We start from the raw sequence: 12,100 nt of genomic DNA, 5'->3' as shown, positions 1-12,100 counted from the left end.
TTTCCATTCTGATGAATGAAATAGGATTTGTATAAATCCTTGAAAATATCTTAAAGAAATTTTCAGGGTTAACATGTTATTAATTTGTCAAAGGTTCATATCTGTCGTTCTTAGCGACAACTTCTATAGGATATCACTTTATTTCGTCTTTGTCAAGAACTTTTTTTAATTTCTTTTGACTTTTTCGACGGCATATCGTGATGTCGAATAGTGTTTTTTGCTGTCTTATCAGCGACAGCTTGCTTATAATATCACTCTGAAATCTGAAAGTCAACCCTATTTTTCATTTTTTTACATTTTTTTCTAAAGGCAGCTTTCTATGATATTTTTCCTCTCAATTTAGAATATTTTCGCAATCATACGATCTGCAAGTGGCTGTAATAGATTATGTTCGTCTATAAATGATAATACAACATTATTCTGTATCTGTCCCGTTAAAAAGTCACCGGCAGAAGTTCCAACTATGTAATGCAAAACAATAAAAAACATCCATATATATACCAGCATCTGCGCTCCGCCAAACAAGGCGCCCATCACCCGGTTCATGCCTCCAAGCGACGCCATCCGGAGTGCAAACGACAGCAACAGATATATTATAAATAAAAGAATACTGACAATCAGAAACGTTACCACATAGGTTCCTGCCCGCACAAGCATCTTTGCTAGGCAGCCTGCTACATATTGATAAAACGAACGGGCTGCATAATTTGCTGCATCCGTTGTGGCATTTTGTAAAATTGTCTCCCGTGCATTTTCCGGCATTGAAATCCGATACAGCATATCTGCCTGCTGATTTTCACTTAACTGTGTATCAAGAGCCGCATTGACCATATCGTCCGTCACTGTAATTCCATATTGCCCTACGGTTGCTTCGAGCTGACTTGTAATCTGCTGTCTCGCTGAATTTTCTATCTGCGTTGCAATCGACTTTTGCAGGTTATCATCCAGTGTCGTGTATGATATCACCCAATTTGCAATCAATGGTGCCAGAACGTATGACAGCACAACAGAGAGGATTGTGATCAGAAGCTTAAACACTGATCGCAGAAATCCTCTCTGGAATCCTATTAACATACCTGTCAAAATTGCAAGTATTACTACATATACCATATTACTTATCTACCTTGTCCTTTTTGTGCATCTCCGGATGTTGCAGCATTTGCAGGCGTCGCCGTCACAGGCTCTGATTTTGTTCCGGTAGTCTTCTGCGTTCCCTCAGGTAATACATTTTTCAACTTAATCACCTGAGTCTCATTCTCATATACAACAACATATTCCAAATGCTTTCCACTTGGTACTACGCTCCGAATCTTATTCTTTAATTTTCCCTGGAACTTTACAGCACCATTTTTACGGAAAATCGCACAGTCATTTCCTCCTGTTATGATCACTTCATTCTTGCCTGCAAAAATATTGTCATAATCAAAGGATATGGACTTTGCAAAAAGTTCCTTTCCCCGCAGATTAAAAACGCGGATCGTATAAAGATTATTTTCCGATTCATTCGAATTCTTCTGAATCACTCCTATGTAATCATCGCCATAAAAGATGCTTCGGATTTCATTTTCAAATGCAATCCTTTTTTTCAATGTCGGTGTTTCCTTCATGGCATAGATATGAATCGTTTTCGTACCAAATGCTACAACCGTATCGTTGTCAACAAACTGCACCTTTGAAAATATCTGATCCGTAAATGTATTGCTTCCAACAAGCCGGTCCGCATTACTATTCTGTCCAACCTCTCCAAAGTTATAAGCTGCAAGTGTATTTTGCATTACCATATTTCCGACATTCATATAACTTGTAAATAATTTCTCTCCATTATCAGAAATAGAAATATCCAGAGGATAGCCACTTTTATCAATACTGGTCTGAATCTCATATACGATTTCTCCCTTGCGGGTATACAGATTCACATAATTCGTCTTGTCGCTTTCCAGAACAACCGCAAAAGCGCCCTGATCACTGACATCAATATCACAAATCGGATACTGCATCGTCTGACTGCTCACTTCTCCGGATGTGTTAAATACACAGATGGTATTTCCGTTCATATCTGCAACTACCGCATAATCACCACTGGCAACCGCAATCGGAACTTTCATATTGATTCCTGTTGTCCATACCGTCTCGCCCTTTGCATTAATATACGAAACACCATCCGGGGTATATTTGAGCAGGTTATCACTGAACCGGATATAGCTTGCCGTATTCGAATAATCGGTCTGATTACTTTCTACCACTTTATAGCCTTTATACTCCCAGCGTGTTCCAATCACATAGACAACTGCTGCTATTATAATTGCAATCAGAATGCCTAACTTCCATACCTGATGTTTTTTCCGTTTGGTATCCAACTGCTCTGCATTTCGTCTTCCTGCGATCTCCGAACCACCGACATCGATAATTTTTTCTTCTGTGTTCTGTTTCTTTTTTCTCATAGCAATCCCTCGTGCTCTACTCTCATCTATCTGAAATATAACTCCATAATTCAATAAAGTATATCACATTTACTCAATGTTTGGTAGGAGTATTTTCTGACCAACAAAGATGTTGTCATCGATTCCTATTCCATTTGCCTCTGCGATTTTTGATGCCAGATCCGCATCGCCATAGCGCACGAAAGCAATCGAACTAAGTGAATCCCCCTCCTGAATGATATAATACTGATCCTGCTCCGCAGATGCAGGTAAAGCAGCCTCTGTCGTTATATGTTCCGTTGTGACAGCTTCCGACGATTGTTCTGTTGCAGCTTCACTGCCTGGCTGCACCATATCAGCCGGTAGTGTTTCCGTCGTCCCTGTGCTTGTCTCTGCATCATTTCCCGTTGCGGCCGGCAGCTCTGTCGTTGCCATTGCCTCTACATAATCGGAGTCCACCGTTGTATCCGCTGTTACCTCCAGCCGGTTGATGGATACCTCCATCTGTTTCATCTTATCATAATTACTCACAATTGTGATTCCCATCGCCAGGAGTGCGAGTACGACAAAAGAACTTGCAATATACACAAATCCGACTCCGGTATCTTTGTTTTCCGGCAGATCTTTGTTTTTGCGTCGAAATTGCCGCACGATTTCTTCGTCTTTTCTCTGAATTTCGGACTGTTCCAAGGGGGCATCCCCCTTTTGCTTCATAATGTAGTTTTGCATCGCTTCATTCTTCTCATAGTAAATATAGTACCCCTTCTGCTTCACCAGTTGTCCGTGTTCATACATATAAAAGGCATCCTCCGACTCCAGCGAATCGGTGATAAACAATACCTTATCCTTTCCAGGGAAATTCTCCACATGCATTTTCTCGATTTTGTCATTGATGGCTGTCGAGAAACCCATGCGCGACAAAAACCATCCCATCACGGAAAGCCCGGGGAAGAACTGTTTTACCTGATCATAGATAGTTGTCCATGCCTCCTGTGTAAATTCGCTTTCATCCATATCAAACTCGATATTCTGTGCATCGACCGCACCACTGATGAATATCACATCTCCAGCATCCGATTTCTTGCTTTCGCCGAGCAGAATCGCCCCTCGTGCCTGCGTGCTGCCCGGCCTTGCAATATAATTCAAATATGTAACAACATAGTCTTCCATATAAATTCGCTTATGTCCGTCTGGAGAACCAATCTGTCTTATGTTTTTCGGCAGGCGCAGGTTCACGCTTACCTCGTGCTCATTTTTTTCGTTTGATTCCTGCTTGTCTTTTTCCTTTTCCTTGTCATAGATAACTTCAATCATGCTATGCTACGCCTCCATACTTTGTTTTATAGAATATAGCATCAACACCTTTTTCTGTGCTTCGAAACCTGTCGCCTGTATCCGGCTTTCCACCGCAACTTATTTCAACAACATGTATTCTGCGACAGAAAAGGAAACAGATTGCAGCTTTGTTTATTTTTCTAACAACTTGTTAATACTTTCTGCATAGAGTATAGAAGGAGCAAACGTGGCTGAGGTGTTTATGAAGGAAGTAGCGGAACGCAGAAATGGGATTCAATATTTTGATGTTGCTCAGGGATATGCCCATATCGAGCTTGGAAAATGTATTCTGGAATATCTGCAGGATGTAGAGATTGAACAATATACGCCAATTATTTTATGTATCGGAACCGATCGTGCCACAGGCGACTGTCTTGGTCCACTCGTCGGAGAACAGCTTTTAAATTACAGTGAAACCTTCCATGTGATGGGATGTCTGTCCGCTCCCGTCCATGCCCTGAATATCCGCGATGCCCTGCACGATATCCGAAACAATTATGAAAATCCCTTTGTTATCGCTGTCGATGCGTCGCTCGGAAGCAGCTCCCACGTCGGACTTGTCACAATCAACGATGGTCCTATCCTGCCCGGCAAGGGCGTAAAAAAGAAATTGCCGGCAATCGGAGATCTCTCCATTACCGGCATTGTAAATGTGTCTGGTGGACATCCGGGGCTTCTGCAATCCACCCGTCTGTACACCGTCATGCAGCTCGCAGACTGCATTGCGAACGCACTCAAATATTCGATTCGTTATCTGGATGCTTTCTGACCTTTGTAGACCGCGATTGCTTCCGAAACAGTGTCCGCCTGTCCCTCCTGCATGATTGTAATCAAATCTTCCAGCTTGTCCTGCCGACACAAATCCTCACCAAGAATAGCGGCGTATTTATTCGCGATCAAAAGCGTCTGATCCGAGAAGCGTTTTTCCTCCGCAGTGACTTCATTTTCCATGTTTGCCTTTTCTTCCTTCATCGCTTCTAACGCCGGAAGTCTGCGGTTGTTGATCTCTTCTGTAATCATGGATGTCGTCTCTTCCTCAAATGTACGAAGAGCCTCCTGTTTTTCCTTACCAATGGCATCTGCCTCCGCGTCAAGATTATCCATCTTCTCATCGTATGCATCCAGATTATACTGACTGTCATCGTGATCTTTGTTGATGGAATGACGGATTGCATTCGCCTGCTTCTTATTCGCAATCATCTTGTCGCGGATACTCCGCGCCTGTGTCATCGCATCCATATGTTTGAGTTTTGTCTTACTGTAAATTGCAAAATATATCAACAATAAAAGAATCAGTGTTCCTGCCACAACCAGTGCACACCAGAATGCAACATTGATATCTTTCTTGGTATCGAGCACAAGCTTTTTCACCAGAAATGTCACAAGTCCCGGAATACCACCAAACCCGATTATAAATGCCAGAAGTTTCAAGCCAAACTCGCGCACATTCCGCGCATAAAACAGCGCAAAATACAACTTCTTCCCACAGAAGGACGGAAGCTTATATTTCCGCAGCAATGTCTGCATCTCAACCTTAAGATCCTTATCGCTTTCCCGCAGACTTTTCGTCTCCTCGTGATAGCGCTTATCCATGCGTTCTTCTTTTTTCTTGTCGCGTTTGTTTGCCACTTTCTTTTTCCGTGCACGGTTATCATCAAGCCGGTCATCGTAAGTTGACTGAATCTCCTGCCTCCGCTTCTTGATTGTCGTCGCAATCTCATCCGCAATGGATCTTTCTTCTGAAGCAATGCTTCTTGACAGCTTCTTCTGTTGCTGTTTCATGCGATCAATATTAGCCGCATATTCATCCCGTTTTATAACCTCGTCCCGTGCTGCAACGATATAATCCTGTTTTTCATTAAATATATTTTCTGCCATCTTGCATACCTCCTCGTTCGGATTTGGATGTTTTTTCTCTATAAATGGAACAAGCGACAATTGCTTCCAATCATCGCTTATTCATGTACTCTTCCAATCGCTCCCGGTCAACCTTGATACGATTATCCATAGTCTTCATTATATCAACAATCTGGTAACGCCGATATACACCATTATTACTCAAATCATAAATTTTATTCGTCGAGAAGCCTAAAACAACCGGACGCAGAATATTCTGCGGATTCTCCGATATGACAAGTCCCTTCTCACGGTTTGTAAGTTCGATGCAGACACCTGGTGTCAGGATGTTAATACTCTTGATAAGTGCACCAACTATCTCCTCGTCAAACTCGTCTTTATTCAATAACAGATATTTGATTGCTGCAATCTCCGATATCGCTTCCTCGCTGATCTTCATACAGGTCATTGTATCAAACAGATTCGCAACTTTCAAAATCTTTGTGCTCTTTAAAATCTTGCCCTGTTCCAGATTGCTGTTTCCATATTCCATGCGATGAATCTGGGCTACAATTCTACGGACACCACTGTCAATTCCGATCTCCGGTCTGAGCAGTCCCAGACCATCGTTTTGGATTTTCTTAACAATAATCAGATCATTCGTATCGTAATCATCATATTTTTCACGCACCTTGTTCGGCAATAACAGCTTTCCGATATCATGCAACAACGCTGCCAATACCAGTTCTTCCTGCTCCGTCGGTGTGTAATACGCCTGTGCCGAAATCAGTGCACACAAAATCGCCGTGTTGATCACATGCTTATACACATAATCCGTTGTGGAACGGAGATTCTGTGTAAATGTAATCTTGTGATCCAAACGTCCATAGTTCGTGATGATTGCATTTGCCAGACGCTTCAGATTCACTGGTTCTCTGCCAGCAATGATATTATCCAGTTCTTCCCGGATACTGAACACTGCCATCGTCTGAAAACGTTCAAAGTCCAGATCTTCCTCTGACATCGGTGGCACCGGTTCCGCCGGTTCCAGAATATAAAGTCCAAGCAGTCCGAAGTTCTTTACACTCTCGATACCCTGAAGTGTCAGTCTTGTATTACGCTCATACAACAAAACACCAGTCTTATTGTAGATTGGTTTTGCCAGACGCATACCATATTTCAAGTCTTCCGACTTCACAAATATCATGGTGTTACTCCTCCTGCTCGTTTACTACGCATTTTTCTGCACATGTTGTTAACTGTGTTATCGGCACAATACAACACAACATTTAGATTATTTTAGCACAAACTGTCAGATAAAACAAGAAGAAACAACATGGTATATTATATTCAAATATCTATTTGTTCATATGGTTTGAACGATTCAACGCACTGAGCAGAGCATATGCAGATGCATCAATAATGTCCGACTTGATGCCTGCGCCCCAGACAATACCATTCACGCCTTCCACTTCCAATCCTACATACGCACACGCCTGTGAATCCGAACCTACCTGCAATGCATGCTCTTCGTATGTAACAAGTGCAAACTTAATATTGAAATGCTTCATAATCGCGTTACTGATCGCATCAAGACGTCCATTTCCCTGTCCGTGATATACCTTCTTCTCACCATTTACGAGGATGGTAAGCTCTGCCTGAATACCGTCAATCTGCTTGAAATGACACTCTACAAGCTTGACCGTATCCTCGCGGTTTACATATTCATTCTGGAAGATATCCAGTACTTCCTTTGGAGAAAGCTCCTTATGCTGATGATCCGATACGTCTTTAACTGTATAGCCAAGATCCTCACGCATCTTCGGTGGCAGGTTAAAGCCATACTTCTGCTCGAGCAAAAATCCGATGCCGCCCTTTCCGGACTGGCTGTTAATACGGATGACATCGCCGTCGTATTTTCTTCCGACATCTTCCGGATTTAACGGCAGATACGGAACTGTCCACATACCATCCGGATCATTCTCACGATACTTCATGCCCTTGGCAATCGCATCCTGATGCGAACCGGAGAACGCTGCAAATACCAACTGACCTGTATATGGAGAACGCTCGTATACATGCATTCTTGTCAGTCTCTCATAAACCTCTGTCAAGTGTGGAATATCAGACAGATCCAACTTTGGATCAACGCCGTGTGTGAACATATTCATAGCAAGTGTGATAATATCAACATTTCCGGTACGCTCACCATTTCCAAACAGTGTACCCTCAATACGGTCAGCGCCAGCCAGGATACCAAGTTCTGCATCTGCGACACCACAGCCACGGTCGTTGTGTGGGTGAAGAGAAAGCACAACATTATCACGGTCATGCAGATTCTTGCTCATGTACTCAATCTGGCTTGCGTAAACATGTGGCAATGACATCTCAACGGTTGCAGGAAGATTGATAATAACCTTGCGCTCCGGTGTTGGCTTCCAGATATCAATTACCGCATTACATACCTCCAATGCGTAATCAACTTCGGTTCCGGTAAAGCTTTCCGGTGAATACTCAAACTGGTGGTTCACACCATACTGATCTGCCATATCATTTAACAGCTTTGCGCCGTCTGTTGCAATCTTCAGGATTTCTTCCTTGGACTTCTTGAATACCTGTGTTCTCTGTGCATAGGATGTAGAATTGTACAGATGCACAACAACATTCTTTGCACCCTGAATCGCCTCAAATGTCTTCTTGATAATATGCTCTCTCGCCTGTGTCAAGACCTGAATCGTCACATCATCCGGAATCAGGTTCTCCTCAATCAATGTACGACAGAACTTGTATTCTGTCTCTGAAGCTGCCGGAAATCCAACCTCGATTTCCTTGAAGCCTACACGTACCAGTTCTTTGAAAAATTCAAGCTTCTCATCCAGACTCATCGGAATGATCAATGCCTGATTACCATCACGAAGATCCACGCTGCACCATGCAGGTGCCTGATCGATATACTCTTTGTTTACCCAGTCTGTACTCTGTGCCGGCGGCATATAATAGCCACGCTTGTAATGCTCAAAATTTTTCATCTTTCTACCTCCATACATAAAAAAATAAACCTGTGCCTCCAACTACTTAGAGACGCAAGTTTCATCATTCTAACCTCTTACGCGGTACCACTCTAATTCATACATATCGTATGCTCTCACAGATACAAAGATGCATGCATCCTATATCTTCCCGCTGTAACGGTCAGGCTCCGTCCGGATCTACTTATGTCAAACCGCTTCGTCTCACATCTGTTCAATCGGCTACTCCAAGGCGAGTTCAAAATCTTCGGATTATCGTTTCACACCAGCCAACGACTCTCTGAAATCCTTTGGATTCCTACTATTCCTCTTCTCTGTATTTACAGACTTACATTATCACAGATTCTTTTTGCGGTCAACCACCTTTTTTCAAATAAGCAGAAAAGATTTATATCTACAAAATATTTCCTATTATATAGAGAAATTCCCTGTGGTATTCTTCTGGCAGTTGTGATAATCTAGTACTAACGAAAATCCATAGATTGATAACTGCCTGCTTCCTGCCGGCAGCATTTACAAAGGAGAGTATTATGCCACCAATCCGAAATGACTGGGCCAAGGTTTTGGCACCGGAATATGATAAGCCTTATTATCGAAAGCTGTTTGATTTTGTCGGTAAGGAATACAGCACCCACACAATCTATCCACCTGGAGATGATATCTTCAACGCATTTCATCTGACACCGTTAAAAGATGTAAAATGTGTCATCATCGGTCAGGATCCTTATCATGGTCCCGGACAGGCGCACGGACTTTCGTTCTCTGTAAAACCGGGCGTGGATATCCCCCCGTCACTGGTCAATATCTATAAGGAATTACATGACGATGTCGGTTGTTATATTCCAAACAACGGCTACCTTGTCAAATGGGCCAAGCAGGGCGTTCTTCTGCTCAATGCGGTTTTAACCGTGCGGGCACATCAGGCTGCCTCCCATCAGGGCATGGGCTGGGAGGAATTTACAGACGCGGCAATTCGCGCTGTCAACAAGCAGAACCAGCCAATCGTATTTTTGTTGTGGGGAAGCTTCGCACAAAAAAAAGCAGCCATGCTGGATAATCCAAATCATTTGATTTTAAAAGCACCTCACCCATCACCACTTTCTGCCTACCGTGGATTCTTCGGTTGTAAGCATTTCAGTCAGGCGAACGAATTTTTGCAGAGACATGGTGTCGCTCCAATCGACTGGCAGATTGAGAATATTTAACTACAGGCTTCTGTAGTTGCAATCTATATATGCAGCTACAATTGTGGTAATTCTATATAGAATGGAGATTAATAGATGGAAATATACATTGTAAGGCATGGGGAAACCCTGTGGAATCGTGAGAAACGTCTGCAAGGACGTGAGGATATCGAATTAAGTGAAAAAGGCCGCGAGGTTGCACGACTGACAGGTGCGGCATTAATGGACACAAGGATTGATAAAATATTTTCCAGTCCCCTAAAACGTGCCTATGAAACAGCTTGTCTGATCCGGAATGGACGCGACATCGAGATTGAAACCGATGACCGGCTGCGCGAATTATCGTTCGGACATTTTGAAGGTCAGAACTTCTCAGAGCTGATCAAGGACGAATCCCTTACCTTCCGCTACTTCTTCAAGCAGCCGGAATTGTATGTGCCTGCGGACGACGCAGAGACGCTTCCGCACCTGATCGCGCGTGCCGGGGATTTTATGCAGGATAAGATTGAACCGCTCGCTGATTCCTGCGAGCGTGTGATGATCGTTGCACACGGTGCCCTCAACAAAGGAATCATGTCTTATATTAAGAAACACGGGATCAAAGATTTTTGGTCAGGCGGATTACAGCAAAACTGCAATGTGATGATCGTCGATTATACCGATGGGAACTATCGGATTGTGGATGAGACGAAGTTATTTTATACACTGCAGGAGTGAAAGTTCAAAGCACACAGTACCCCGAAATCAAGGGACTGCCATCCCCATTACATGGCAGTCCCTTTTTATATTGGCTTAAGTCCCGAGAAATCCTTATTTCTCACAATTACATTTCTTCTTATCCACGCAAGGTGCCGAACGGTCAAACGCCGGATTGAATGCATAGAAATTCTTCTCATCCAATTTATCCTGCACCAGGCGAAGTGCTTCACCAAACCGCTGGAAATGCACTACTTCACGTGCACGCAGGAATTTGATCGGCTCGTAGACATCCGGATAATCCTTACATAATCGGAGGATGTTGTCGTAGGTACTGCGTGCCTTCTGTTCAGCCGCCAGATCCTCGTACAGGTCGGTAATCGTATCCCCCTTGCTCTGGAATTCACAGGCATTAAACGGAATACCTCCCGCTGCCTGCGGCCAGATACCAATCGTGTGATCGATATAATATTTGTCAAAGCCGGAGGCTTTGATTTCTTCCATAGAAAGATTCTTTGTCAACTGGTAGATGATAGATGCAACGATCTCCAGATGGCCGAGTTCCTCCGTTCCGATATCGGTCAGAGTTGCCTGACACTCTTTGTATGGCATGGCATACCGCTGGGACAGATACCGCATGGATGCGCCCATTTCCCCGTCAGGGCCGCCATATTGTGAAATTATCGCCTGTGCCAGCTTCGCATTTGTCTCCTTGATATTCACAGGACATTGAAGTCTCTTTTCATAAATCCACATTTAACAACCACACGCTCCTTCCCAAGGCCATGGACCATCGATCCATGCATTCCAATCATCGCACGTGTCCACATCATAACGGTTGAGCGGACCATACTGCTTCACATAGTCAGATACTGCATCGCACCGCATCATCTTGAAATGATTGTAGGCATCTATTGCTTCCCGGCAGTCCGGATGTGTATCTAAAAATAAGGTAATATCATCGATCATAAAGGAAACCTGATCGATAAACTGTCGAAGCTCTGCTTTACACATAGGTTTCATGATCCGTTACCCCCTTTTCCCGCAGAAAATCAGATTTAAAGATGGAAAAGCTGTACCCTGACACAATGCCGTCGCAGGATCATACATTTCCTCCCATTTTTGCATTGGAACATAGCCCATACCAACCGGCATGTGCCGCATATGTTCATTTGGATCTCCGCATCTGCAGTTATTTCTGCGTGGAATGGATGCACACCCACCATCTGATTTCATCGGCAATTCCTTGCAACCGCAATCCGGCATGGATGGTTTATTTCCGCAGCCACAATCTGACATGGATGGCTTATTACCGCAACCGCAATCTGACATGGATAATTTATCGCCACAACCACAATCCGGCATGGATGGTTTCCGGCACATCGTATCGCCCGGCATCACACAGCGACCGGTACCTGAACACGGATAGCAGCTATTTGTGCCGCGCGGATTCATGACACGGCCTCTGCCGCAGCCATAATTTCTATAAGAATCCAAACTGGTTACCTCTTACATTCTTTTTGTATACTTCATTGTATGTATTTGTGAGAAAAATGTGAAAACAGGAATATATCTTGCAAAGATTGGACAAACATACTAA

12 protein-coding genes and 1 other annotated feature are annotated in these 12,100 nt (G+C 43.5%); of the genes, 3 read left to right on the top strand and 9 right to left on the bottom strand.

The features are described from left to right. Window positions 1-339 precede the first annotated feature (339 nt). The 3 genes from ACZQK9_RS10515 to ACZQK9_RS10505 all read right to left on the bottom strand — a co-directional run bounded on the left by ACZQK9_RS10515 (window position 340) and on the right by ACZQK9_RS10505 (window position 3,734). Window positions 340-1,110 carry a CvpA family protein gene (locus ACZQK9_RS10515; protein ID WP_483270529.1) on the bottom strand — a complete coding sequence of 257 codons (771 nt, stop codon included), beginning with the start codon at window positions 1,108-1,110 and terminating at the stop codon, window positions 340-342. A 5-nt stretch (window positions 1,111-1,115) separates the two neighbouring features. Next, complete coding sequence (locus tag ACZQK9_RS10510) at window positions 1,116-2,441, bottom strand: DUF5711 family protein (RefSeq protein ID WP_483270528.1); 1,326 nt, start codon at window positions 2,439-2,441, stop codon at window positions 1,116-1,118. Between the two features lie 69 nt (window positions 2,442-2,510). After that, window positions 2,511-3,734 (bottom strand): LysM peptidoglycan-binding domain-containing protein, encoded by a 1,224-nt coding sequence (locus tag ACZQK9_RS10505; protein ID WP_483270527.1) that lies wholly within the window; start codon window positions 3,732-3,734, stop codon window positions 2,511-2,513. Between the two features lie 208 nt (window positions 3,735-3,942). Between ACZQK9_RS10505 and yyaC the strand changes: the two genes are divergently transcribed. Beyond that, on the top strand, window positions 3,943-4,524 hold the full coding sequence (yyaC, locus tag ACZQK9_RS10500; protein WP_483270526.1) for a spore protease YyaC: 582 nt from the start codon (window positions 3,943-3,945) through the stop codon (window positions 4,522-4,524). Here yyaC and ACZQK9_RS10495 read toward each other — a convergent pair. From ACZQK9_RS10495 to ACZQK9_RS10485, 3 genes are all read right to left on the bottom strand, one after another. Beyond that, window positions 4,506-5,633, bottom strand: coding sequence for a hypothetical protein (locus ACZQK9_RS10495; protein ID WP_483270525.1), 1,128 nt, complete (start codon window positions 5,631-5,633; stop codon window positions 4,506-4,508). The two genes, yyaC and ACZQK9_RS10495, sit on opposite strands and share 19 nt — an antisense overlap. A gap of 70 nt (window positions 5,634-5,703) precedes the next feature. Continuing rightward, window positions 5,704-6,798 (bottom strand): HD-GYP domain-containing protein, encoded by a 1,095-nt coding sequence (locus tag ACZQK9_RS10490; RefSeq protein ID WP_178017596.1) that lies wholly within the window; start codon window positions 6,796-6,798, stop codon window positions 5,704-5,706. Window positions 6,799-6,949: 151 nt separating this feature from the next. After that, window positions 6,950-8,620 carry a 2-isopropylmalate synthase gene (locus ACZQK9_RS10485; RefSeq protein ID WP_483270524.1) on the bottom strand — a complete coding sequence of 557 codons (1,671 nt, stop codon included), beginning with the start codon at window positions 8,618-8,620 and terminating at the stop codon, window positions 6,950-6,952. Window positions 8,621-8,665: 45 nt separating this feature from the next. Next, window positions 8,666-8,944: a binding site (T-box leader), on the bottom strand. A 206-nt stretch (window positions 8,945-9,150) separates the two neighbouring features. Here ACZQK9_RS10485 and ung point away from each other — a divergent pair. Both ung and ACZQK9_RS10475 read left to right on the top strand, forming a co-directional pair. Further along, window positions 9,151-9,825 carry a uracil-DNA glycosylase gene (ung, locus tag ACZQK9_RS10480; RefSeq protein ID WP_178017598.1) on the top strand — a complete coding sequence of 225 codons (675 nt, stop codon included), beginning with the start codon at window positions 9,151-9,153 and terminating at the stop codon, window positions 9,823-9,825. 75 nt (window positions 9,826-9,900) lie between these two features. Continuing rightward, window positions 9,901-10,521 carry a histidine phosphatase family protein gene (locus ACZQK9_RS10475; protein WP_483270523.1) on the top strand — a complete coding sequence of 207 codons (621 nt, stop codon included), beginning with the start codon at window positions 9,901-9,903 and terminating at the stop codon, window positions 10,519-10,521. A 93-nt stretch (window positions 10,522-10,614) separates the two neighbouring features. Here ACZQK9_RS10475 and ACZQK9_RS10470 read toward each other — a convergent pair whose 3' ends face one another. The 3 genes from ACZQK9_RS10470 to ACZQK9_RS10460 are packed head-to-tail and all read right to left on the bottom strand — an operon-like array spanning window position 10,615 to window position 11,997. Beyond that, window positions 10,615-11,256 (bottom strand): manganese catalase family protein, encoded by a 642-nt coding sequence (locus tag ACZQK9_RS10470; RefSeq protein ID WP_021984605.1) that lies wholly within the window; start codon window positions 11,254-11,256, stop codon window positions 10,615-10,617. Further along, window positions 11,257-11,523: a spore coat protein CotJB gene (locus ACZQK9_RS10465; protein ID WP_178017600.1), complete on the bottom strand. Its 267-nt coding sequence runs from the start codon at window positions 11,521-11,523 to the stop codon at window positions 11,257-11,259. 6 nt (window positions 11,524-11,529) lie between these two features. Continuing rightward, a complete protein-coding gene (locus ACZQK9_RS10460) occupies window positions 11,530-11,997 on the bottom strand; it encodes a spore coat associated protein CotJA (protein ID WP_483270522.1) in 468 nt (155 codons plus the stop codon). Window positions 11,998-12,100: the final 103 nt, after the last annotated feature.

Source organism: Wujia sp., assembly GCF_056872695.1.
The sequence above is the reverse complement of the archived record's forward strand: the minus strand, read 5'-3'. Positions and strand labels throughout refer to the sequence as shown.